The organism is Pseudohongiella acticola (assembly GCF_001758195.1).
In the GTDB taxonomy this organism is placed as follows: Bacteria; Pseudomonadota; Gammaproteobacteria; order Pseudomonadales; family Pseudohongiellaceae; genus Pseudohongiella; species Pseudohongiella acticola.
Genome location: NZ_MASR01000003.1, coordinates 47042 through 70854, shown reverse-complemented (window position 1 = coordinate 70854; position 23813 = coordinate 47042). Strand labels below are relative to the sequence as shown.

Sequence of the window (23813 nt, the reverse complement as noted above, 5' to 3'; positions counted from 1 at the left end):
GCAGCTGACTGTAGGCGCTTTAAGTGAATAGTTTACGGCGACCAGCGACGGAAATGGTCACGGGCGCCGTATAAGGCTTCGAATCAATTAAATTCGGAGTGTACCAAATGGCAACTTTCAATTCCCTGCTCGGCGCCTGTATTTTAGGAATCGGTCTGTCTGCGGCGGCATACAGTCAGAACGATGACAGTAGCGACGCAAATCAGCAGCGCGAAGAGCAGCTTGCTCAACATTTCAGTCAACTCGACAGTAATACGGATGGCGTGTTGTCGCTGGCGGAATTTCAGCAGATGCGCGGTCCGGGCCGTGGACCGGCTAATGGCGCGGGCAGGCCACGCGGTGAACGGTTGGGACAGGTGTCGCCAGAACAGCGCGAGCAGATGCGTGAACGCATGCAGAACATGACACCGGAACAGCGTGAAGAAATGCGTGAGCAGATGCGCGAACGCCGCGCTCAAAATGGTGGTCAGGATCTTGATTAGAATTGCGCGTGAACGCTATCTGTGACCACGCGCAATTCTGATTTGAGTAATTAACGATGCGAACTGCGATTCTCGAAAGTGATGGCGCGGCCGACTGTCACAGGTCCTGCGCCAACGCAGAAACAGGAGCGATGGTTGATGGGCACAGAATGCTGACAGACGAGGAAGTCATGGCGGCCATTGTGGCCGGTGATCAGCGCGTCTATGCTGACATGGTCAGACGGCATGGCCGGCCTGTCGCCCTGTATGCCTACCGCATGCTGGGCAATGAGAACGAGGCAGAAGATATTGCGCAGGAGACATTCTTGCGTTTATGGACCCAGGCGGCGCGTTGGCAGCCTGGCAAGGCTGCGCTTTCAACCTGGTTGCACAGAATCGCTCATAACCTCTGTATCGATTTTTTGCGTAAACACAGAATTTCCCAGGACGCCGGATTGGAAGAGGACCTTGTCGATACGCAACCGACTGCAGAGGAATCAATGGCAACAGAGGCGGATCATATTATGTTGCAGGCAGCACTTGGAAAGTTGCCGGAACGTCAACGCAGTGCACTGTTGCTGACCCATTATCAGGGCCTGTCAAACAGGGAAGTGGCAGACATTCTGGCGGTGAGCATTGATGCTCTGGAATCCTTGCTCGCCCGTGCGCGGCGCAGTCTGAAAAATTATTGGCAATCTGCCAGCCAGCAATCCGCCGTCACCGGAGAAAAGTCATGAGCGATGACACCAACAATACCTTGACTGAGCAACGTTTCGCCGAGTTGTTGGCAGCGTACGGCGCTGACGCAACGCGTTGGCCGGAAGCCGAACGCAGCGCAGCGTTGGCATTTATGGATAACAACGTCAACGCTCGGGGCATGATGCGGGACGCATTGCCACTGGATCAGTGGATGCGGGCATCAGAGGCTTCGGTGCCGGCCTTCTCTGGTCTGGAAGCGAGAATACTGCAGCGTGCTTTGCCTGTCGGTGCGAGCGCTTTTATTGATCGCCTGGTCGGCTGGTGTCTGCCTGCGTCGGGATTTGATGTGCGGCAATTGTGGCGTCCGCTGGCCGCTGCCAGCCTGCCGCTGGCAATAGGCCTGATGGTCGGGTTTCAGGTCGAGTTGTCGCCGGATGTGTATGCAACAACGGTAGAACAGGAGTTGTATCTTATTTCGCTCAGCGACTACGCGGAGATATTGTGATGGTTATGACCAGAAAGCGGGCGATGCTCTGGGTGCTGCTGGTATCGATAGCACTGAACCTGTTTTTTATTGGCACGATCGGGGCCCGGTTGTTGGATCGTAGCGACAGAGAATCTACACCGCCAAGTCTGGGCTGGATCCTGCGAGGCCTTGAGCCACAGATGCAGGACTCATTGCGACCACAATTGCAACGCTACGGTGAATCAATCAGGCCAATGCGGGGGCAGATGTTTCGTGCTCAGAGAGAGGTGAACAGATTGCTGGCCCAGGATCCGTTGGATGATGAGGCGATACAGGTGGCCTTTGAGGAGTTGCGGCAAATCAATCTGCGTTATCAGCGGGTGTCGCATGAGCAGACGTTGGCGGTGCTCCGGCAACTGGCACCGGAGCAACGCAGCCGGGTGTTGCGTTTCCTGTCTGGGCGCCGCAACCCGACCGAGGACGGTGGGGGCCGTCGTTCGGGGGATGACCGGCGGAGAGATGATGATGCGCGCAACGGCGAGCCGAACTAGACAGACGTCAGTCTCTGCCGCTATCAAGCATGTCGTTATAGGTGGACTCAGTCTGCAGTGAGATAGGGTTGGGGTGACCTTTCACCTGCATCCGGTCGCGACTGATGGTGAGGCCGGTAGCATCCAGAACGTTATGGTCAAAACGGTAGATGATTTCCGCGTCGCCGCGACGTGCAGCTTCATCGTAGCTGGTGGCGCGCTCCTGCACATGCTGGTTTCGATCCTGCCAGGTTTTCATCGCCGCTGCGCCGTGGCGTCGGGTTAGCATTTCCAGAGTGACATGTGGCGCCAGTACCGATGCGGTGGCATTGTTGCCACCGAACCCTTTGGCATTGAGCAGAACCGCGTCGATACCATCTCGGCCCACTTCCTTGTGTTGCAGCAGAAAATCCAGCTTGTCCTGGTGCACATCAGCAGCAATCGATTCGGTGCCGGCGATGCCCGGAATGATACCGTAGCGCCAAACCCCCAGACTGTTGACCAGCTGGTCGGCAGACGCTGACGCCAGCGAATGTCCGAAATAGGTTTTGAGCGCCGTCACTGGCCAGTTTTCGATGCCCCAGGTTTTTGCCAGGGTACTGAATATGTGAGATTCGGTGGTTCTGTTCTGAGGTGTGCCGGTGCCATGCGCCTGCACATAGCTGCGTTGCTGCAGGCCCTTGTCGCCGATGACCTGCTGCGTCGCGGCCATTGCTTTGGCCATGGTGATGTAGTTTCCCACTCCCGGGCTGGAAATGGATTTTTTGTAGCCATCAGCATTAACAAACACATCGTTGATGGCACCGTGAATATTGGCGCCCATCTCCAGTGCCAGCGTATCGTCGCACAAAATTACGAATTGCGCAGATTCACCCAGCGTAAATCCTGCGTTGTCGCCAAAGGGCCGACAGGCGCGCCGGTGATCGGGTTCACTGAGTCCCTTGTGTTTATCCAGAGCGAGTAGGGCGGCATCATCAACCAGCGCCCCCATGGTGGTGTAGCCGTCCATCACCTCAGGCGTTAACGGTGCTTCCGAGGTGCCGACAATAACCAGCCGGTGACTGCCGCTGCGAATATCGCGCATGCCCTGGCGAAGGTTATACAGGAAGGTGGCGCAAGCGGCCGCATTGGTGCCGGTTGTCCCTAAATTGCCAAGCACATAGGCATTGATAAAGTCAGCCGGCATTTCAGCAAATCCTAACGCCAGTTGTTTGGATGACACCTTTTTCCCCAGCAGTCTGGCCTGCAGCAAGCCGCCATTGCCTTCGTAATCCAGCTGGCTCATGCTGCTGCCGGCATAGACGCTGATCTGATCTGCCGGCACATGCTGTAGCACGGTCTGCCACTCAATGCCCATGGACTGGATGGCATCACTGGCACCGAAAACTGTCATCTGCAATCCGCGTGGGTGATTGCGGGATTGATACAGGTCTTTTGGGTCGAAGCCACTGGGCAACTGACCAGCGGAATTGACTGGCGAGCGCCGGAAATTCTCTGTCAGCACATTCAGGGAGATTGGCACTTCCACGCGCACCTGACCATTGCCGGCGTCACTGAGCAGCCACCCCAGCGGGATTTGATCAGGTAACTGCTGGCGCTTGATCAAAAAGGTGACCGGTTGTTCACTGTCAGCATGTAAGGTGGCGCGCTTGTGAAATAGCAACTGGTCCGGATCAAAAAGATTTTTTTCAAGCTTTCGTATCAGCGTTCCGGCCTTGAGAACCGGGTCAATACGTTGCAGATATGAGTGTAGCTCGATCGGGTTACCGTCAGCGTCTAGCCATTTTCCATTCTTGTGCTGCAGCAGTCCCATCAGCCCGGCAAGGCTGGCCCGTGTCTGCATGGCGTCTGCAGTGGCGAGCTGGTCCAGAACCAGCCGACGATAACCGTGGTGCAGGGAGCTGCGCCCGGCAGGATTGATGCCGCCAAAACCGATAATAACCGGTAGTCCTGCCATGCCGAAATCTCCTTGTTGACTGCTGATGAGAGCCTGCTGCGCGTACGGATCCTGTACGGAGCATTCGTTTGAGATACTATAACCAAAGAGTGTGGCGAAAAAATAGGGCTATATGGTCATTTGATATGGGTATAAGGACAAAAAAGGGGGTTGTTGATCCGGCGTACGCTTTGCAGATCAGGTCTCTGCATCAAGCGCTTGGTATCGCAGACGACTACAACGACCGAATCGGCCTGCCGCTGCAGCAGGAGCCTGAGCGGCTGGTTGACGCCGGGCCGGATATGTTCGACAGACCGCAACAGATGACCCCGTCCACGATGCTGGCCTGGCAGGGCATGCGAGATCGAGCCGCCAGCGACGGCATCACCCTCCTGTTGGTGTCGGCCTATCGCGGCGCCGCCTATCAGGCCGACGTCATTCGTCGCAAACTGGACGGCGGTCGCACACTTGAGGATATTCTGCGCGTCAATGCAGCTCCGGGTTACAGTGAACATCATACCGGGAGGGCGCTGGATATTGCCACGCCCGGCGACCCTCCACTGGAAACAACGTTTGAGCTGACTGCGGCATTCGCCTGGCTGAGCGATAATGCGGACGAATTCGGATTTGTGTTGTCTTACCCTAGAGACAGTGTGTCGGCTATCACCTATGAGCCCTGGCACTGGTGCTTTCGGGGCGACTAATTATCGGCGCTGGCGAATGTGACAATCGTGTCATTTCTCTTGCATAAAGCCAGAGCAAAGGAGTAGTCTGAAGTTAAAGGCAAGTCATAAGCCGCCCTCTCCGGGCTGACGCCAAAGCGTTCCGGAGAGACACAGAGCACACGTGTACTTGCCTGTATCAGTCCCGCCGGTGTCACGGGTGGGCTGCGTCAGAACAGGAGTTGTCATTGCATGATGAAGGCGTTGGGTGCTGTAGTAGTAAGTAAGTATCTGGTTTTTTTTTCGCTGGCTGCAGTGTTGTATCTGAACACAATTGCACACGCACAGACGTCATCTGACAACCCGCCAGACCCGGACTTCCAGCCGTGGCTGCAATCGCTTATCGCAGAAGCCCGTGAGCTCGGCATCGATGAAGCCATCATTGAACAGGCGCTGGTGCCTGTTACGCCAATCCCCCAGGTCGTCAGCAACGACCGCAATCAGGCGGAATTTGTCGAAACCCTCGATGAATACCTGGCCAAACGCGTCACTGACTGGCGCATTCAGACTGGACGTGAGCGCATGGCGCAGCATGCCGATGTGCTGGCAGATGTGGCGGCGAAATATGGTGTGCCGGCGCGTTTCATTGTTGCCATCTGGGGCATCGAAACCAACTACGGCAACTTCACTGGCGGCACCGATGTTGTGCGGGCACTGGTGACACTTGCCTATGATCCACGCAGAGCCGATTACTTTCGCCGGGAACTACTGGCAGCGTTGCAGATTTTGCAACAGGGACACATTGATCACGCAGACATGAAAGGATCATGGGCCGGTGCCATGGGCCAGAGTCAGTTCATGCCCAGTAGCTTCGTTAACTACGCAGTTGACCATGATAACGATGGGCGCCGAAATATCTGGACCAGCGAGGCTGATGTGTTCGCCTCGATTGCCAATTACCTGAGCCAGCGCGGCTGGCAGCCCGGTCAGCGCTGGGGGCGTGAAGTCACATTGCCGGACGACTATCACGAGCGTGCAGGGCAGTGGAGTCAGGGTGATGCCAGTTTCTCCTGCAGCGTGTTGCGTCGTCATACCGTGCAGCGCTCACTGGCCGACTGGCAAGTGGCGGGTGTGCGTACAGCCGACGGTGCCGATCTGCCGCAGGCAGATTTCCCAGGTTCAATTGTGCTTCCCGACGGTGAAGATGGCAGCGCCTTCATGACCTACCCGAATTTCCGCGCCATTCTTAGCTACAACTGCGCCAATAATTATGCCCTCGCAGTTGCAAAACTGGCGGACAGCTACTAGATAAAGACTGGTGGCTATACACAGACCGGTATTTGAGAAAGCCCGGTCTTCAACAAAAGAAAGCCCAATCAGGGCGAGGAGGATAGACAAGCCAATCGAGAATTTAAAATCCCATGACAGATGAGCAAAGCAAATCAGGAGACAATTTATTATGTCCAATGAATTTCAGATTGTTTTTCACAACATTGACCAATCCGATGCCTTGACCGACAGCGTCAATAAACGAGTCGAGAAATTGCGCCGATACAATGGCGATATTATCGGAGGTCGTGTTGTGCTGGACTCGCCTCATAACAACCACCACAAAGGTAAAGTTTATTCTGTCACGCTTGAGTTACATACGCCGAATAAAGAGGTCGTGGTGACTCAGGAACAGCATGATAATCATGCTCACGAAGATTTGTATGTTGCGATTCGGGACGCCTTTAATGCAGCCGAACGCCAGTTGAAATCGGTCGACAAAAAACACCGCAAACAGGCCATTCACAAAAATCCCGATGCTGTTGACGATGGTATGGATGGTATCGTGGACGAGGACGACCTTCCCGAATACAACAGTGCTGTCGGCTGATTCGCAGCAGCACGGTTGATTGGCCTGGCGGCGGGGAATCATGACCCGCTGCCAGGCCAACACGACTAACAGGAGTTAACCTAACGCATGTCCGATAATGAACAATTGTCCGCTCAGCAGTCGCTTGAACTCGATGCAGCCGCTTTCCGTCGCCTGCTGAAGCACCTTGACGAAAACAAGCAGGTACAGAATATAGACCTGATGAATCTTGCCGGCTTCTGTCGCAACTGTCTGGCGAAGTGGTATGCCGCTGAAGCACAGTCACAGAATCTGAATATCGATTATGATCAGGCCCGTGAACGAATTTACGGCATGCCCTATGCCGAGTGGAAGCAAAAGTATCAGTCGCCATTGGACTGATGCCTGCAACCAGCTCACTCAACCGGCTTTGTCATGATCTTGGCGGGGCCGGGTTTCCCACATTAAAAAGTTTGGTTCTGACCAGCCGGCGATAGGCATTGGGTGTAACGTCATGTGTGCGTCGAAAAAGTCCGGTGAAATAACTGACGTCCTGATAACCGACGGAAAAGGCAATTTCTGCAATGCTGAGATTGCTGTGCTTGAGTAGCTCACGCGCCTGATTGATTCGGACTTCCTGCAGGTATTCGACGGGTGTTCTGTTGGCGGCCTGGCGGAAACGTCTGTTGAATGACCTGGGGTTTAGTCCAAACGTCTTTGCCAGATCGCGCATCTGGATATCACGGTGATAATGCTTTTGCAGCCATTCCTGTACTTTGATGATCAACTCATCATGGTGTGTATCCTGCTGGTCGACAGCAAGCAGCAGTGACTCGTAGGAGCGTTTCAGTTCGTGAGTGAAATGCCTGGCAACTTCATCTGCGGTACTGCCATCAAACAGCTGTTCAACAAAGTGCAGCATGACATCGCGCACAGCATTGACACTACCGGTGCAATACAGGCGGTCCTGGTGTGTGATGAAACGCTTTCTCTGCAGCTTTGCGTTCGGGAATTGTGTTTCGAAATCATCGAAATAGCGCCAGTGTGTGGTGGCAGACTTGCCATCCAGCAAGCCGGCTGCTCCCAGAAAATAGCTGCCGCTGCCGACGCTGCAAATGGTGGCGCCGGCTGCGTACTGATTTGCCAGCCAGGCGACGGCTTCACTGTGCTGGGCCACCGCCGCACGCGGATTACCCCACAATGCCGGCACAAAAATGAGTTCACTGACCGGCGTGTCGGCCAGTCGGGTGGAAGGTTTTATACCCATGCCGCCAGAAACAATCATATTGTCAATTTCTTCGGCAACAACGTGTAAGGCTACCGTGTTGCTGCGCTGCCGGTTGCGAAGGCGAAAAATGGTATCAGCAGCGCTGATCATTTCCATCGGAATGGCGATGCTGGAGGCCAGTGCCTGTGGCAACGCGAGGATGCTGATCGGTTTCATGCCGGCATGGTATAACGGATTGCGGCAACGTAGTAGCGAGTGCGGCCGCCCGGCGTGACAATGCTGATTTCATCATCAACCTGTTTGCCCAGCAGTGCGCGTCCCAATGGTGCGTCCATGCTGACGTAACCGGGTTTGTCTCCCACCTCATCAGGTCCGACGATACGATAGGAATCAATGTCACCGTTGCTGTCTTCCAGCTCTACCCAGGCGCCAAAATAAATTTTGTTGGTGTCGGAGGGGAGCGATTTGACCACAGTCGCATCTTCCAGGCGATTGCGCAGGTACCGGACCCGGCGATCAATTTCACGCAGGCGCTTTTTGCCGTAGATATATTCCGCGTTCTCCGAACGGTCTCCCAGCGCTGCTGCTTCGCTGACCTGTTGTGTGACCCGGGGGCGTTCGTCGCGCCATAAAAAGTCCAACTCCTGACGCAGACGGGTTTCCCCTTCGACCGTCAGGTAGTTGGACTTGGGTGGTGCCGGTGGACGGTAGCGGCTCATCCGTTCTGTTGTGCGAATTCCTGCATGAAGTCGACCAGCGCCTGACATCCTGCCATGGGCATGGCGTTGTAGATTGATGCGCGAATGCCGCCGACCAGTCGGTGGCCTTTCAGCGCATACAGGCCACGGACCTGGGCTTCGTCGAGGAATTTTTTATCGAGCGTGCTGTCCTGCAGATTGAAGCACACGTTCATTTCCGAACGGTGATCGGGGTGCGCTGAGCCAATGTAGAAGTCATTGTTATCAATGGCATCGTAGATCAGTTTGGCTTTCTGCGCATTGAGTGTTTCCATTGCGGGCAGGCCACCTTGTTCTTTCAGCCACTGCAGCACCAGGTTCATCATGTATACGGCAAAGGTATTGATGGTATTGGGCATGGAGTGATTCTTGGCATAGGTCTCGTAGTTGAGCAGGTTGGGTGTATTTGGCAATGCATGCCCCAGTAGCTCTTTGCGAATCAACACGGCAGCCATGCCGGACGGCCCGAGGTTCTTTTGCAGGCCGGCGAAAATCAGACCGAACTTATTAAAATCCAGGCGCCGTGACATCAGTTCGGAAGTCATGTCAGCCACCAGCGGAATTTTTCCGGTGTCGGGGAACTGGTTCCAGCGTGTGCCAAAGATGGTGTTATTGCTGGTCAGGTGAACGTATGACGTGTCCGGATCCAGTGTCGCCGGATCAAAGTCAGGAATGCGATCAAAATTGCTGCTCTCGCTGGTGGCAGCCACCGTGATGTTGCCAAAGCGCGACGCTTCCTTGCGAGCCAGTGAGGCAAAGTTACCGGTTTCCAGGTAGGCTGCCTTGTGTGCCGGGTTAAGATCCAGCAGGTTATGTGGCACTGCGGAAAACTGCAGTTGGGCGCTGCCGTGAACGTACAGAATCTCAAAATCGTCAGGCAGTCCGGAGATTTCCCGGATCAGCTCATCCGTATGCGTCAGCAGGGCCTCGAATTCTTTGCTACGGTGGCTGATTTCAATAACCGAGGCACCCATGCCGTTGTAGTCAAGAAATTCCCGCTGCGCTCGCTCCATGACCGAAGTCGGAAGCATGGCCGGGCCGGCACCAAAGTTATACACGCGATTCATATTTTTGTTCCTGAACAGTAGTCGTTAATTAACGGGTTTTGCAAAAGCGCCCTGTTGGCGCGTCAAAGCACAGTGACCTTGATGACATCGTCGGTGTCGGCAATGGCCGCGATCGCTGCCTCTGACGGGGTCGATGCCAGATCAATCAGAGTGTAGGCTATCTGGTCCCGGCTTTTATTGATCATGTCGATGACGTTGATATCCTGCTGCGCAAGAATGGACAGAATTTTGCCCAACATGCCGGGTACGTTCTTGTTGCTGATGGCCAGGCGGGTACCTGTGCCGGCGCCGGCCACGCGGTCGAGGAACAGCGAGGGGTAATTCACCGAGTTGCGGATATTACCATTCTCCAGAAAATCCTTCAGCTGTTCTGCGGCCATTATGGCACAATTTTCTTCTGCTTCTGCCGTACTCGCCCCGATGTGAGGCATCAGGATGACGTCTTCGCGACCGATCAGTTCATGGCGTGGGAAGTCGCTGACGTACATGCGCAATTGACCGGCATCCAGACCGGCAACTACGGCATCGGTGTCGACGATCTCGTCACGCGAAAAGTTCAGCAGGCACAGGCCAGGCTTCATGGCCGCGACCAGGTCGGTGCTGATCAGGTGCCGGGTGGAATCAAGTACGGGCAGATGCAGGCTGACATAATCGGCATTGCCCAGTAGAGCGCTGACATTTTCTATTTTCTGTACCTGATTGGGCAGGCGCCAGGCGGCGTCGACCGATAGCGCCGGATCGTACCCCAGCACGGTCATGCCCATGTCGATGGCCATACCTGCGACCAGAGAGCCGATGGCGCCCAGGCCAATGACCCCCAGCGTCTTGCCTGCCAGCTCGCTACCGGCGAAGCGTTTTTTCTCCGCTTCCAGCAATTTGGACATTTCGGCGTTGTCGGTCATGTCGCTGAGCTCGCTGACATAGCGCATACCCGGCAGAATGCCGCGTGATGCCAGTAACATCCCGCTGAGGACAAGCTCCTTGACCGCGTTGGCATTGGCGCCGGGGGTGTTGAATACCACGATGCCCTGATCGGTACAGGCTGGCAACGGCACATTGTTGACGCCGGCCCCCGCGCGCGCAATCGCCCTGACACTGGCGGTGAGGTCGCTGACCTGCAGTTTGTAGCTACGCAAGAGAATAGCTTCGGCGTCGTCCAGCGCGGGGTCAACCTGATAGTGCGTACTGTTGAAGCGCGACAGGCCTTTGTCCGAAATCTGATTATAGGTTTTTATTCTTCTGGTTTGTGTCTCTGACATGATTCCCTTGCCCTGTTTCCGGATTAGAAAAGCAGCCTTTTATAACGTGAATCGGCAGTAAAAACCAGTCTCTGCCGTGCTCTGGAAAAGGCGGGTTTGTTTGCCCCGATCAATAAACCCGTTATCATGGCGCTGCCAAAAGTCAGCAGGACGGGTGTCGCGCGCAGGCCCGTACAGGGGGAACCAATTGGAAGAGTCACGCTTTGTCGCCGGAAAACCAATTGCGGTTGGGACGGGCAGGGTATCTGTGCAACGGATATTGTGCGCGAATGCCAGCATGATGACGGGCCCGGGTACCAATACCTATGTGCTCGGCGATCGTGAACTTGCCGTGGTCGATCCCGGACCGGACCTGGCAGCACATACCGATGCCATTATGCAGGCATTGTCTGGCAAACCCCTGAAATGGATATTTGTCACCCATACACACGGCGATCACTCCCCGGGAACGCAAGCACTACAGGCCCTGACCGGGGCCAGTGTGATCGGTTTTGCGCCACCGCCTGATGCGCTGTATCAGGATGCCACCTTCAAACCGGATCGGTTATTTCGGGATGGGGAGCAGATTGCCTGCGACGGTTTCAGCATGCGTCTGATTCACACACCGGGGCACGTCTCCAACCATGTCTGTTTCCTGTTGGAGGATGATGCCCTGTTGTTTACCGGTGACCATATCCTGCAGGGCACCACGCCGGTGATATTGCCGCCTGATGGTGATATGCGTGACTACCTGGCTTCTCTGGCGCAATTGCAGACACTCTCGCTCAAGGCGCTGGCGCCCGGCCACGGGGATATCATGCATGAGCCGGAGCAGATGATCACGACCCTGATTCGCCACCGCCAGCGCCGCGAGCAGAAAATTGTTACTGCGTTGCAGGACCTGGGGCCGGCCGCGCTTGATGTGCTGGTAACGCAGGCCTATGACGATGTTGCGGCGCATCTGATTCCGTGGGCGAAAAAGACCCTGCTGGCACATCTGATCAAACTGGTGCGTGACGGTCGCGCCAGCGCTGAAGGCAGCCTGACCGACGAAGCCACGCTCTGGTCACTTTCCCCCGAGCCATTGGCAGGAAACAGGTCGTGACCGATATCGTGGACGCCAGCGTCGTGGCCTGGTCCGTCTACCTGGTGCGTTGTTCGGACGACAGCCTCTACACCGGGATTGCCACCGATGTTTCACGCCGATTTGCCGAGCACCAGGCGCAGGGCGCAAAAACGGCGCGATACCTGCGCGGGCGTGCACCACTGGCGCTGGTGTTTCACTGTCCTGCCGGAGACCGAAGTGCAGCGTTGAAACTTGAGTACCGTATCAAACAATTGCCCAAAGCCGACAAGCTCAGGCTGGTTGCGGGTGAACTGCAACTGTTATGATGCCCCCGGACAGCGGGTAACGACTCAGGAGTGGTCAGTGAACGAACATCAGGTAGATAAAATTCCGGTTGGTGTCAGCGCCTGCCTGCTGGGTGAAGAAGTACGGTTTAACGGCGGCCACAAATTCCATTCCTACATTGATAAAACCCTGGGCGAATACTTCAGCTTCCGTACCTTTTGTCCTGAAGTTGATATCGGCCTGGGCATTCCACGCCGGCCCATCCGGCTGATCCGCCGTGATGGCGATGTTACCTGTGTTGATTTTGAAGATGATCAGCTTGATTACACGCAGGCGCTGATTGCCAGTGCTGACGCGCAGCGCTCATGGCAGGCCGGGCTTTGCGGCTTCATCCTGAAGAAGGACTCGCCAAGCTGTGGTATGGAACGTGCCAAAGTCTATGATGGCAAGCAGACCGTGCGTGATGGCGTCGGCATCTTTGCTGAGCGGCTGATGCAGAACTTTCCCGAATTGCCGGTTGAGGAAGAGGGACGACTGGGCGATGCGGTGCTACGGGAAAACTTTATCCAGCGCGTTTATGTCATGCACCGGTGGCGTCAACTGACAAGTGCCGGCATCACCGTGGCGTCGCTGACGGACTTCCATGCCCGTCACAAGCTCATTCTGATGAGTCACTGCCAGAAGACCTACCGGGAACTTGGCCCTGTACTGGCATCGGCTCGCAAAGACACCGTGGCGGAGCTGGCGCCGCGGTACATCGGAATATTGATGTCAGCATTGAAGAAGCGTGCCAGCCGCGGCGACCACGTCAATGTGCTGCAGCACATTCAGGGCTACCTGCGGGATCATCTGGATACCGACGACAGGGCAGAGCTGGTTGACGCACTGCAACGCTACCGGCTTGGGCAATTGCCGTTGATTGTGCCAATAACCCTGCTGAATCATCATTTCCGCAAACACCCCAACGACTACATCAGTCGATCCTGGTACATGCACCCCTATCCGCCGCAAATGAGTCTGCAGAACCACATTTGACGGCATTGGCGGCAAGAACAGCCATTTAAACTCGCTTTAGCCGTCGGTTTTTTTGTGTCCGGGGCCCCGGCAGCGCTATAATGCCGCCCTTTCCCGAACTGACACGCTGCTGGATGGTATAGCAATGAGTGATATTGACGCCTACATGAACAGGCTTGGCAAGCAGGCCCGCGCCGCTTCCCGCCTCATGGCTGCTGCGACCACGTCACAAAAAAACGCGGCATTACTGGCGATGGCCGATGCCATTGATGACAGTCGAGAGCGTTTGCAATCCGCCAACGAACTGGACCTGGCGGCAGGCCGGGAAAAGGGTCTGGATGCAGCCATGCTCGACCGTTTGGCACTGACGCCAGCCCGCATTGACGGCATGCTGGAAGGTCTGAGTCAGGTCGCCGCATTGCAGGATCCGGTGGGTGAAGTGACGGATATGCGTTATCGGCCCAGTGGTATCCAGGTCGGACGTATGCGCGTCCCGCTGGGTGTCATCGGCATCATTTATGAGTCCCGCCCCAATGTTACCTGTGAGGCCGCCAGCCTGTGCCTGAAGTCAGGCAATGCTGCCATCCTGCGCGGTGGTTCCGAGGCCATTCACTCCAATCAGGCGATTGCTGAATGTATCAGTCGTGGTCTGGCCGCGGCAGGTTTGCCGGCCCATGCTGTGCAGGTTGTGGAGACCACTGACCGGGCTGCTGTTGGTTTGCTGATCAGCATGCCCGAATTTGTAGACGTGATCGTGCCGCGCGGTGGCAAGGGTCTGATTGCGCGTATCAGCGCCGATGCCAGAGTGCCAGTGATCAAGCATCTGGATGGCAACTGCCATGTCTATATTGATGACAAAGCCGATCTGGACAAAGCCCTTCAGATAGTCGTCAATGCCAAGACCCAGCGCTATGGAACCTGCAATACGCTCGAGTCATTGCTGGTTGCCGATGCTGTCGCCGAGCGCGTATTACCCGAGCTGGCCACCCGGTTTGCCGAGCACGGAGTCGAGCTACGGGCCTGTCCACAATCTCAGGAGCTACTGCCAGGCGCCGTTCCCGCCAGCGAACAGGACTGGGGCGAAGAATATCTGGCGCCGGTTTTGTCGGTGCGCCGGGTGCCGGATCTGGATGCGGCCATTGCCCACATCAATCAATACAGTTCAGGGCATACCGAAGCGATCATTACGGAAGACTTCAGTCGCGCTCAGCGGTTTCTGCGCGAGGTGGACTCCAGCTCTGTCATGGTCAACGCGTCAACGCGATTCGCAGACGGGTTTGAGTATGGCCTGGGTGCAGAAATCGGCATTTCCACCGATAAACTACATGCACGGGGGCCGGTCGGGCTGGAAGGGCTGACGTCGCAGAAATATATTGTCATTGGTGATGGTCACATTCGCACATGAGCCTGCGTGTCGGTATCATGGGAGGCATGTTTGATCCCGTGCACCGGGGTCATCTGCAGGTCGCATTGACGGCATTGAATGCGCTGGCACTGGATCATCTCAGGCTGATTCCCTGTGCTTTGCCCAATCACCGTGAGGGTGCCAGCGCGCCTGCCAGCCACAGGCTGGTCATGCTGGAGCTGGCGCTGACGGAAATGAATGAGCCGCGTTTGCAAACCGACGACCGCGAATTTCACCGTCCGGGTGTGTCCTATATGGTCGATACCGTGGCCTCACTGGCACAGCAGTTTCCCGAAGCCTCGCTGGTTTATGTGATGGGCCGGGACAGTTTTAATACCTTGCCGAATTGGCATCGGTGGCAGCACATGCTGGATTATTGCCATCTCTGTGTCGTCAGCCGTCCGGGGGTGAGCCTGGCGCTGGACACGATGTCGGCGCCGGCTGCGCAGTGGTTGCGGGCCCGCCAGGTTACGGACCCGATGGCTCTTTTTACGGCCGGTGAGGGTTCTGATGCCAGAGCGGGACGCGTTTGCATGCTCGACGAACTGGAAGAACCAGCATCCTCCACTGATATTCGCCACAAGCTGGCCGCTGGCAGTCAGCAGATGACAGGCATGCCGGCCGTGGTCCTGGAATACATTAAGCAACATCAACTCTATACAACGCCCTAACATAACGCTCTAACACAACGCTCTAACACAACGCTCTAAGACAATGCCTGACGGCAGGAGAAACGTTTCATTGGATACTAAAGATATTATCGCGCTGGTGACTTCTGCGCTGGAAGATGTAAAAGGTCAGCATATCGAGACCTTTGATGTGAAAGACCTGACCCCGGTGACAGATGCCATGATTATCTGCACAGGTACCTCCAATACGCATCTGAAGGCCCTGTCTGATGAAGTTGTGGTCAAAGCCAAAGCGGCGGGTCTGCACGTTAGTGGTGTTGAAGGCCGGCTGCAGGCTGAATGGGTGCTGGTCGACCTGGGTTCAGTCATTGTCCATGTCATGATGGGCGCGACACGCGCTCTGTATCGGCTGGAAGACCTCTGGGACTTCTCACTGGAACCGGAAGACCGTAAGATGCCGCGGGACAACGGTGAAGATTAATCTGATTTCAGTCGGCACCAAAATGCCGGCCTGGGTGGAGCAGGGCGTGCAGGAATACAGCAAGCGCCTGCCCGCCGAGTTCAGCTTCAGCTGTGTCGAAGTGCCTCTGGGCAAGCGTGGAAAAAGCAGCAGCATTGAGCAGGCCATGCGGCAGGAACAGGAGGCGCTGCTGGCACGGCTGGGTGCGCGCGATTATGTGGTCGCCCTGGATGTGCAGGGCAAGACGCTGAGCACCGAAGCGATGGCAGCCAGAATTGGCCAGATACGGGACGATGGTCGTCACCTCAGCCTGCTCGTGGGTGGCCCTGACGGCCTGACCCCGACCTGCCTTCAGCAAGCCGACGAACGCTGGTCGTTGTCGGCATTGACCTTGCCACATCCTCTGGTCAGAACTGTGATGGCGGAGCAGATTTACCGGGTCTGGAGTCTGCTCTCCGGACATCCCTACCATCGCGCTTGAAAGCAATGTAAACTTATTCCGCAAAACCTTGTCTTATCTGCAATAAATTCAAAAATTACCCGGTCGATATCGGGTATCGGGCAAAACCGGGCAGTTTCATTTTTACGCGGTCAGTATAGAGACTATGGCACCAAAATTTCGTCTCGACGGACATAAGCAGGAAATCCAGATTTTCAACCGGCGACTCGTGTTTGCCTGCGTTGTGGTGATGCTGCTGGTACTGGCACTGATCGGCCGCATGGTGAATCTGCAGTTTCTGAACCATGAATATTTCTCTGCCCGCTCCGATGGCAATCGCCTGCATTCACAGTATATCCCGCCAACCCGCGGCCTGATCTATGACCGCAATGGCAATCTGCTTGCCGACAATCGACCCATTTTCAATCTCACCGTCGTACGCGAAGCGGCCGAAGGGTTTGAGCAGTCATTGTCGATTCTGCGTGATGTGATCGGACTGACCGATGAAGAGTTGGAGCAGTACTACACGCGCCTGGGTCGCCGTGCTGTGCCGCAATCCTCAGTGACCCTGAAGTTTCAGCTCAGCGATGACGAGATCGCGCATGTAGCTGTCAATCAGCACAAGCTGCCGGGTATTGCCGTTGAGGCCCAACTTGTGCGTTATTATCCGTTTGGCCAGAGCGCTGCCCATGCGCTGGGATATGTCTCGGAAATCAATCGGGATGAGTTGCAGAGCATGACCGAAGAGGAAGTGCGCAACTATCGTGGCACCAACCAGATCGGCAAGAACGGCATAGAAAAAACCTACGAAGATTATCTTCACGGCAGTGTTGGCTTTGAAACTGTTGAGAAAAATAACCGGGGCCGCGTCATGCGTTCGCTGGGGCGAACCGACCCACAGCCAGGTGCTGATATCCAGTTGCATCTGGATATTGCCTTGCAGACGGCGGCAGAACAGGCGTTAGGTGATCGACGTGGCGCCATCGTCGCCATTGACCCGGCGACCGGCGGAATTCTTGCCATGGTCAGCCAGCCTGGTTATGACCCCAACCTGTTTGTGACCGGCATCAGTCGCAGTCAGTTGGCAGAATTGAATAACTCACGACATTCGCCCATGTTCAATCGCGCCACGCACGCGCGCATTCCGGGTTCCACCATCAAACCGTTTATCGGTCTCGCCGGTTTGTACCACGGCGTTATCACGCCGGAATTTGTCATCAATGATCCCGGCTACTATCGAATACCGGAACGCAGGCGCCCTTATTATGACTGGACCTGGTGGGTGGATAAATCCGGGCACGGCCCGATAAATCTCGAGCGCGCCATTTACCAGTCCTGCAATACCTACTTTAGCCATGTTGCCGTGGAGCTGGGTATAGACCGTATTCACGATTATCTGCTGACCTTTGGTTTCGGCGATAACAGGGCGCTCGACGTACCGGACGCGTCCGCTGGTCTGGTGCCATCGCCACAATGGAAACGGGAAACCCGTGGTGAGCCCTGGTATCCGGGCGAGACACCCGCTGAAGGGTTTGGTAATGGCATGTTCCAGGCGACAACACTGCAAATGGCCAGCGCAGCGGCCACCCTGGCCAATCATGGCGTTTTCAAGCGCCCGCGCATGCTCAAGTCCATGGGCTCGGATGTCGATGATTTTGCCGACATCATTTTTGATGAGGGCGAAGTTCAGCAACCGCTACTGCCCGCTGCCGATGAAGTCGCGCTGGTGCGTAAGGCCATGGAGCATACCGTCAGCAAACCGCGTGAGCGCGAGCATCGCCGCCATGAAGGCACCGCATACGACTATGTGCAGGGGGCCAGGCCCTTGGCGTACCCGATGGCAGGCAAGTCCGGTACCGCCCAGGTCATCGGGGTGCAGGTGGATGCCAGAGGCAATCGCATAGAGCCCGATGAGATTCGTGACGAGCATCTCAACCACGCCATGTTCATTGCGTTTGATGCCTCGCCGGAGTCGCGCATTGCGGTTGCCGTGTTTGTTGAGAATGGCGAGGGTGGCAGCTCGGTCGCAGGTCCGCTGGCGCGGGAGGTACTGGATGCCTATATGTTGCCCATCATCGAGCAGGAGCGGGTGCTGGAGACGGGCGGCGAGGGTGGCCAGTTACTGACAAGCAGCCACTAATTGCGGTAACATGAAGCTGCATCCGGAAGCGCTCGTCAGCGTAAACTGCGTTGTTGCATGGGGAAGGTTAAGACATTGAATTATAAAATTATTTTGCTGCTGATTGGCAGCGTTCTGATCGCCGCCTGCAGCAGTGTGTCATCACCTCCGCAAACGTCCGGGTCGGCACCTGTTGCCAATGCTGGCCGCTACAGTATCTCTCAGGATCGTGCTCCAAGTACCCCGCTGGACCCCGGTCTGATCCGCGATGTTGAATTGTTACCGTTAAACCGGACCATGGCGGGCAATCGTTCACCTTACACGGTCAATGGCAAACGCTATCAGGTCATGGCCACCGAGGAAGGGTTTCAGCAGACCGGCCTGGCGTCCTGGTACGGGGAAAAGTTTCACGGCCACCTGACGTCCAACGGTGAGACATTTGATATGTACCAGGTGTCGGCGGCGCACACCGGCCTGCCCATCCCCAGTTACGCGCGGGTCACCAATCTGGAGAATCAGCGCAGCATCATCGTGCGCGTCAACGACCGCGGTCCATTTCACAATGACCGTATTATCGATCTTTCCTATGCGGCGGCCCACAAACTTGGTTTTTCCAATCAGGGCACGGCTCTGGTTCACGTCGAGTCCATAGTGCCCGGCCAGCACCAGGTGCTGCTGGCCGGGGCATCACCGCGCAGTGACGAAGCCGTCAGCGCACCGGCGGTCAGCGCACCCGTTGGGCGATACCTGCAGGCAGGCGCATTTTCAGATCTGCGGGCAGCGCAGCGACTGTCCGGCCGTCTCCGGGAGTTGACCACACGGCCGGTTTTTATCCGATCCGTGCAGGCACAGAATTCGCAACAATTGCATCGCGTCAGGGTCGGCCCGATTGCCGATGCTACGGAAATTGAACGAATCACTGAAATGATGGTTGCTGCTGATCTTGGGCAGCCTTATATGGTAGATGAATGAACACACAGACCGGGACTTTATGTATGAAAGGTTTTTTTAAGACAACAGCGACAGGTTTTTCCAGCCGGAGAGCGCGAGTTTCAACAGTGTTGTCTATGATACTGGCAGTTGTCCTGTCAACGGCAGGGGCAGGTGTACATGCCCAGTCCATCATGCCCCGGGCACCCGAAATAGCAGGCAGCAGTTATATTCTGATTGATGCGACGACCGGCCATGTCATCATGGAGCAGAACGCTGATGAGGCATTGCCGCCAGCGAGCCTGACCAAAATGATGACAGCCTATATAGCCGAGGTCGAAATCGACAATGGCAACATGAGCTACGATGACCTGGCGTTCATCAGCGAGAAAGCATGGCGCACGCAGGGCTCCAAGACATTTGTCGATGTTAACAGCCGGGTCCGCATAGAAGACCTGTTGCGTGGCATCATCATCCAGTCTGGTAACGATGCCAGTGTCGCGATGGCAGAGCATATTGCTGGCAGTGAAGAAGCCTTTGCCGACCTGATGAATCAGCATGCACGAGCGCTGGGAATGAATGATTCATACTTCGTCAATTCCAGCGGGCTTGATGATGACGGCAATACCAATCTGATGTCTGCCAGAGATCTGGCAACATTGGCGCGGGCCACGATAGTTGAGCACCCGACCCACTACGCCATGTACTCGGAGCGTGAATTTACCTTTAACGGAATCACTCAGCCCAACCGCAACACCCTGTTGTTCCGCGACCCGACCGTAGATGGTATGAAGACCGGCTGGACCACACAGGCAGGTTTTTGCCTGGTGGCCTCCGGTGAGCGAGATGGCATGCGCCTGATTGCGGTCGTGATGGGGACTGCCAGTGAAGATGCACGGGTTGTCGAAACCCAGAAAATGCTCAGTTATGGTTTTCGTTTTTTTGAAACCTACAGACTTTATGATGCCGGTGAAGTAATCAATTCCGCGCGTGTCTGGTCCGGTGCAGAGTCGTCCGTGGATCTGGGTATTCAGGAAGAGGTGCTGATCACTCTTCCGCGTGGTCGATCCGAAGACCTGGTGGCAACGTTGAACACCGATGACGTTATCCGTGGTGGTTTCGAAGCCGGAGAGGTCATGGGTACTGTCGAGGTCAGCCTGGAGGACGAGGTTCTCTATTCAGGCGATGTTGTTGCCATACAGGCGGTTGAGCGCGGTGGTTTGTTGCGCCGGTTGATTGATGCGCTGACCCTGTTCTTTATGGGGCTGTTCAGCTGAGATGACAACTGACAACCCAGACATGCCAGCCACGCCAGAGCAGCAAGCGCCCAAAATCGCATTTCCGTGTCGCTATCCGGTCAAGGTGATGGGTGAGGCAGCGGATGGATTTGAACAGGACGTGCTGGCCATATTTCAACGCCACGCACCTGCAACCAGCGTAGACGATATGGCCGCCAGGCCCAGCGCCAAGGGTAATTATCTGGCGTTGACGGTCACTATTGAGGCAACCGGGCTTGAGCAGCTGGAGGCGCTGTTTGCTGACCTGAAGACACTGTCGGCGGTTAAACTGGTGTTATGACAGCCCTTCGCCCGCTGATTGTTCGCCGCATGGGGCTGCGAGACTATGAGCCGGTCTGGCGAGCGATGCAGACATTCACCAGTGAACGGGACGAAGACACGCCTGATGAGCTCTGGCTATTGTCGCATCCGCCGGTATTCACTCAGGGGCAGGCCGGCAAGCCTGAGCATCTGCTGGCGCCCGGCAATATTCCTGTGATTCCGATAGATCGCGGTGGGCAGGTGACCTATCATGGCCCTGGCCAGCTCGTCATGTATTTACTGATTGATGTCAGACGGGTGGCGCTGGGGGTCAGGGACCTGGTTAATTTGATTGAGCAGGCAATTATCGATACCTTGTCTGGCGTTCGAATTACCGCGCAGACCCGACCCGGCGCACCGGGTGTCTATGTCGATGACGCTAAAATCGCCGCTCTCGGGTTGCGTATCAGACGGGGTTGTTCGTACCACGGCCTGAGCCTGAATGTGGCGATGGATCTGGAGCCATTTGCTCGCATCAACCCGTGCGGTTATCAGGGGCTGGCGGTGACTCAGGTCGCGGACTTTGTACACGATGCGGATGCGTCGGAACTGATGGTTACCATCGAAAAATTATTGTTGCAGCAATTGCTGCAATCACTTGGTCAATATAGCTGGATAGATGTCAGACAGGAGTTCGAATGAGTTTTTTGTGTAACCTGGGAAACAGTGTCTTTAAGCGCAGCTTTATGGCGGCTGTGCTCGGTGGCTCTTTGCTGCTGAGCGCGGGCGTGCAGGCAGATACTCTGGTGCGAGTGAGCACCAGTTACGGCAGCTTCACTGTCGAACTTTTTGATGAGGCGGCACCGGATACGGTGGCCAATTTCCTGGGTTATGTGGACCGGGGCGATTATGCCCGTTCGCTGTTTCATCGCTCAGAGCCCGATTTTGTTGTACAGGCAGGCGCTTATCAATGGCAGCGAAACTGTGCCACTGGTATGGATCCGGCTACTTGCTCAGTTGCATCAATACCCTCACAGGGCAATGTCCGCAATGAACCCGGTGCTTCCAATACCCGAGGTACACTCGCCATGGCCAAGCTCGGTGGGGCACCGGACAGCGCCACCAGTCAGTGGTTTGTCAATCTTGCCGACAACACCGATCTTGATACCCAGAATGGCGGTTTTACCGTGTTTGGCAAGGTGCTGGGCGATGGCCTGTCGGTAGCAGACGCCATCAATGATCTGCCGTTTATCAACGTCGGTGGGGAAGCACAGCAATTACCGGTTCGCGACTTTGATACACAACAAAATCAATTGCCGGTTGAGTCCAATCTGGTTTTGATCAACATGCACCGGGTTGAGCGTTTCAGCTCCTCGGTCAATGTCTTTGAATACGGCACTGCGCTGCTGACGACCTCGGTTGATGCCGGCGGGCTGGGCAGCCTGAGTCTGAACATGCGCCTGGTCAATGACGGCCCGGAAGTGGTGTTTGAAGTCATTCCTGACAGCATTGTGCCGTTGGCGAACCTGCCGGAAGGGCACGGTGTGTTTACGGATGCAGACCAGCGCTTGCGCCTGCCCCGGGTTGAAGTTAATGACAACGGTCAGGTCAGCGTCATTACCAATGTTGTAATGCGTCTGACGGACGCGGCCCAATTACGTTTTGTTGTTGAGTCCTACTAAGAATAATAAACATACAAGAGTCAATGTCCCTATGAGTGCTCCCCGCGGCGAATTCAGTTCACGTTTTGGTTTTCTGATGGCTGCGGCCGGCTCGGCCGTGGGGCTGGGCAACATCTGGGGTTTTCCGACCAACGCTGCCACCAATGGCGGCGCGGCTTTCCTGTTTACCTATCTCGTGCTGGCCTTTGCGCTGGCCTATCCTGCCCTGATGGCGGAACTGATTATCGGGCGTCACGCCAAGGCCAATGCCGTCACCGCGCTGCGCGGCCTGGCGCGAGGTCCGGCGACCGCCAGACTTGGCGTTGCCGTGGGTTATGCGGGCATGATTACGGTCAGCCTGATTCTCAGTTTCTACGCGATTGTCAGTGGCTGGATGATGGCCTTCATGTTTTCCTCGCTGGCCGATATTGCTGGTCTGTCGGCATTGTCACAATGGCTGGCGACCGGCAGTCTGGCCCGTGATAGCGTGTTCACGGCTGCGTTCATGGTGCTCACGCTCTATGTGGTCAATGCCGGTGTTCGGCACGGTATCGAAAAATGGGCATCTCGCCTGATGCCGGCGCTGGTGTTGATACTGTTGGCACTGATCATCTATGTTATGACCCTGGACGGAGCCATGGACGGGTTGCGTGTTTATCTGGTACCTGACTTCAGTCGTGTAGCCGATACCGGGTTGTTGCTCAGTGCACTGGGGCAGGCGTTCTTTTCGCTGTCATTGGGTGTCGGCACCATGTTGATTTATGGCTCCTATGTCAGCAAGCGTGAGAACCTGCCTGCACTTGGCGGCATGGTCACTTTGCTTGATATCGGCATTGCCGTGACCGCAGGTTTGCTGATCCTGCCGTCGATGTACGTGGCGCTGGCCAACGGCATCGAGATTTATAATGACCAGGGCGGTCTGATTGCCGGACCGGGATTGATTGTTGCGGTGTTGCCGGCGCTGTTTGATCAGATGGGAGAGGCCGGCGTGCTGGTGGGGCTGGCGTTTTTTGTGCTGATGACCATCGCGTCGCTGACCTCTTCCATATCCATGCTGGAGGTGCCGGTGTCCTATGTCGTGGAAGAGCACAACGCGTCCCGACGCAAGGCGGTGCTGGTGCTGGGGTTGTCGATTACCGTGATCAGTTTATTGCTGGTTCTCAACTTTAATACCCTGTTTGATCTGGTGGTGAGCCTGACCACTGAATACAGTCAACCGTTGCTGGGTTTCTTCTTTGCCGTGTTTGTTGGCTGGATCTGGCACCGGAACGGCGTGTTGACTGAAATCAGGCAGGGATGTCCGGATGCAGAGCAGGGCCTGTTCTGGAAAATCTGGCCTTTTTACATCCGGTACATCTGTCCGGTTGCCATTCTGGCAGTATATGCCCAGATGTTGCTGGGTTAGG

Annotated in this window: 27 protein-coding genes; 22 read left to right on the top strand and 5 right to left on the bottom strand. The window is 55.9% G+C overall.

From position 1 onward, the window contains the following. Positions 1-107: 107 nt before the first annotated feature. From PHACT_RS14540 to PHACT_RS14525, 4 genes are all read left to right on the top strand, one after another. On the top strand, positions 108-482 hold the full coding sequence (locus PHACT_RS14540) for a hypothetical protein (RefSeq protein ID WP_070119013.1): 375 nt from the start codon (positions 108-110) through the stop codon (positions 480-482). Positions 483-613: 131 nt separating this feature from the next. Further along, positions 614-1198, top strand: coding sequence for a sigma-70 family RNA polymerase sigma factor (locus PHACT_RS14535; protein WP_245730820.1), 585 nt, complete (start codon positions 614-616; stop codon positions 1196-1198). Next, positions 1195-1665, top strand: a complete 471-nt coding sequence (locus PHACT_RS14530) for a hypothetical protein (protein ID WP_070119011.1) — start codon at positions 1195-1197, stop codon at positions 1663-1665. Before PHACT_RS14535 ends, PHACT_RS14530 begins: the two co-directional genes overlap by 4 nt. Next, positions 1665-2177, top strand: a complete 513-nt coding sequence (locus PHACT_RS14525; protein ID WP_070119010.1) for a periplasmic heavy metal sensor — start codon at positions 1665-1667, stop codon at positions 2175-2177. Before PHACT_RS14530 ends, PHACT_RS14525 begins: the two co-directional genes overlap by 1 nt. 7 nt (positions 2178-2184) lie before the next feature. Here PHACT_RS14525 and PHACT_RS14520 read toward each other — a convergent pair whose 3' ends face one another. Further along, complete coding sequence (locus tag PHACT_RS14520; protein WP_070119009.1) at positions 2185-4113, bottom strand: beta-ketoacyl synthase; 1929 nt, start codon at positions 4111-4113, stop codon at positions 2185-2187. 125 nt (positions 4114-4238) lie between these two features. On the opposite strand from PHACT_RS14520, the gene PHACT_RS14515 reads away from it, so the two are divergent. The 4 genes from PHACT_RS14515 to PHACT_RS14500 all read left to right on the top strand — a co-directional run bounded on the left by PHACT_RS14515 (position 4239) and on the right by PHACT_RS14500 (position 6993). Further along, entirely contained in the window at positions 4239-4796 is a 558-nt protein-coding gene (locus PHACT_RS14515) for a M15 family metallopeptidase (protein ID WP_083264685.1), read from the top strand. A gap of 210 nt (positions 4797-5006) precedes the next feature. Further along, positions 5007-6062 carry a lytic murein transglycosylase gene (locus PHACT_RS14510; protein ID WP_083264684.1) on the top strand — a complete coding sequence of 352 codons (1056 nt, stop codon included), beginning with the start codon at positions 5007-5009 and terminating at the stop codon, positions 6060-6062. A gap of 151 nt (positions 6063-6213) precedes the next feature. Then, positions 6214-6633 carry a ribosome hibernation-promoting factor, HPF/YfiA family gene (hpf, locus tag PHACT_RS14505; RefSeq protein ID WP_070119007.1) on the top strand — a complete coding sequence of 140 codons (420 nt, stop codon included), beginning with the start codon at positions 6214-6216 and terminating at the stop codon, positions 6631-6633. Positions 6634-6738: 105 nt separating this feature from the next. Next, positions 6739-6993 (top strand): DUF1244 domain-containing protein, encoded by a 255-nt coding sequence (locus PHACT_RS14500; RefSeq protein WP_070119216.1) that lies wholly within the window; start codon positions 6739-6741, stop codon positions 6991-6993. Between the two features lie 31 nt (positions 6994-7024). Here PHACT_RS14500 and PHACT_RS14495 read toward each other — a convergent pair whose 3' ends face one another. From PHACT_RS14495 to PHACT_RS14480, 4 genes are all read right to left on the bottom strand, one after another. Then, complete coding sequence (locus tag PHACT_RS14495) at positions 7025-8035, bottom strand: GlxA family transcriptional regulator (RefSeq protein WP_070119006.1); 1011 nt, start codon at positions 8033-8035, stop codon at positions 7025-7027. Then, positions 8032-8538, bottom strand: a complete 507-nt coding sequence (gene greB / locus PHACT_RS14490) for a transcription elongation factor GreB (protein ID WP_070119005.1) — start codon at positions 8536-8538, stop codon at positions 8032-8034. Before greB ends, PHACT_RS14495 begins: the two co-directional genes overlap by 4 nt. After that, positions 8535-9623 (bottom strand): 3-phosphoserine/phosphohydroxythreonine transaminase, encoded by a 1089-nt coding sequence (serC, locus tag PHACT_RS14485; protein ID WP_070119004.1) that lies wholly within the window; start codon positions 9621-9623, stop codon positions 8535-8537. Before serC ends, greB begins: the two co-directional genes overlap by 4 nt. 62 nt (positions 9624-9685) lie before the next feature. Beyond that, complete coding sequence (locus tag PHACT_RS14480; protein ID WP_070119003.1) at positions 9686-10882, bottom strand: phosphoglycerate dehydrogenase; 1197 nt, start codon at positions 10880-10882, stop codon at positions 9686-9688. Between the two features lie 277 nt (positions 10883-11159). Here PHACT_RS14480 and PHACT_RS14475 point away from each other — a divergent pair, with 277 nt between their 5' ends. The 14 genes from PHACT_RS14475 to PHACT_RS14410 all read left to right on the top strand — a co-directional run bounded on the left by PHACT_RS14475 (position 11160) and on the right by PHACT_RS14410 (position 23812). Next, positions 11160-11966 (top strand): MBL fold metallo-hydrolase, encoded by an 807-nt coding sequence (locus PHACT_RS14475; protein ID WP_070119002.1) that lies wholly within the window; start codon positions 11160-11162, stop codon positions 11964-11966. Then, positions 11963-12253 carry a GIY-YIG nuclease family protein gene (locus PHACT_RS14470; protein WP_281201755.1) on the top strand — a complete coding sequence of 97 codons (291 nt, stop codon included), beginning with the start codon at positions 11963-11965 and terminating at the stop codon, positions 12251-12253. Before PHACT_RS14475 ends, PHACT_RS14470 begins: the two co-directional genes overlap by 4 nt. 37 nt (positions 12254-12290) lie before the next feature. Then, positions 12291-13247, top strand: coding sequence for a YbgA family protein (locus PHACT_RS14465; protein ID WP_070119001.1), 957 nt, complete (start codon positions 12291-12293; stop codon positions 13245-13247). Between the two features lie 124 nt (positions 13248-13371). Beyond that, the gene (locus tag PHACT_RS14460; protein WP_070119000.1) at positions 13372-14631 is read left to right on the top strand and encodes a glutamate-5-semialdehyde dehydrogenase; all 1260 of its coding nucleotides are present in this window, start codon (positions 13372-13374) and stop codon (positions 14629-14631) included. Continuing rightward, entirely contained in the window at positions 14628-15302 is a 675-nt protein-coding gene (gene nadD, locus PHACT_RS14455) for a nicotinate-nucleotide adenylyltransferase (RefSeq protein ID WP_070118999.1), read from the top strand. Before PHACT_RS14460 ends, nadD begins: the two co-directional genes overlap by 4 nt. 70 nt (positions 15303-15372) lie before the next feature. Then, the gene (gene rsfS / locus PHACT_RS14450) at positions 15373-15741 is read left to right on the top strand and encodes a ribosome silencing factor (RefSeq protein WP_070118998.1); all 369 of its coding nucleotides are present in this window, start codon (positions 15373-15375) and stop codon (positions 15739-15741) included. After that, positions 15731-16201 carry a 23S rRNA (pseudouridine(1915)-N(3))-methyltransferase RlmH gene (gene rlmH / locus PHACT_RS14445; RefSeq protein ID WP_070118997.1) on the top strand — a complete coding sequence of 157 codons (471 nt, stop codon included), beginning with the start codon at positions 15731-15733 and terminating at the stop codon, positions 16199-16201. The genes rsfS and rlmH overlap by 11 nt, the downstream gene beginning before the upstream one ends. Before the next feature lie 124 nt (positions 16202-16325). Beyond that, entirely contained in the window at positions 16326-18299 is a 1974-nt protein-coding gene (mrdA, locus tag PHACT_RS14440; RefSeq protein WP_070118996.1) for a penicillin-binding protein 2, read from the top strand. A 75-nt stretch (positions 18300-18374) separates the two neighbouring features. Further along, positions 18375-19250, top strand: a complete 876-nt coding sequence (locus PHACT_RS14435; RefSeq protein ID WP_169819491.1) for a septal ring lytic transglycosylase RlpA family protein — start codon at positions 18375-18377, stop codon at positions 19248-19250. Between the two features lie 95 nt (positions 19251-19345). Continuing rightward, positions 19346-20485, top strand: coding sequence for a D-alanyl-D-alanine carboxypeptidase family protein (locus PHACT_RS14430; RefSeq protein WP_070118994.1), 1140 nt, complete (start codon positions 19346-19348; stop codon positions 20483-20485). A gap of 1 nt (position 20486) precedes the next feature. Further along, entirely contained in the window at positions 20487-20786 is a 300-nt protein-coding gene (locus PHACT_RS14425) for a YbeD family protein (protein ID WP_245730819.1), read from the top strand. Beyond that, positions 20783-21448, top strand: a complete 666-nt coding sequence (gene lipB, locus PHACT_RS14420) for a lipoyl(octanoyl) transferase LipB (RefSeq protein WP_070118993.1) — start codon at positions 20783-20785, stop codon at positions 21446-21448. Before PHACT_RS14425 ends, lipB begins: the two co-directional genes overlap by 4 nt. Further along, positions 21445-22428 carry a peptidylprolyl isomerase gene (locus PHACT_RS14415; RefSeq protein WP_070118992.1) on the top strand — a complete coding sequence of 328 codons (984 nt, stop codon included), beginning with the start codon at positions 21445-21447 and terminating at the stop codon, positions 22426-22428. Before lipB ends, PHACT_RS14415 begins: the two co-directional genes overlap by 4 nt. Before the next feature lie 31 nt (positions 22429-22459). Beyond that, positions 22460-23812 carry a sodium-dependent transporter gene (locus PHACT_RS14410; protein ID WP_070118991.1) on the top strand — a complete coding sequence of 451 codons (1353 nt, stop codon included), beginning with the start codon at positions 22460-22462 and terminating at the stop codon, positions 23810-23812. Position 23813: the final 1 nt, after the last annotated feature.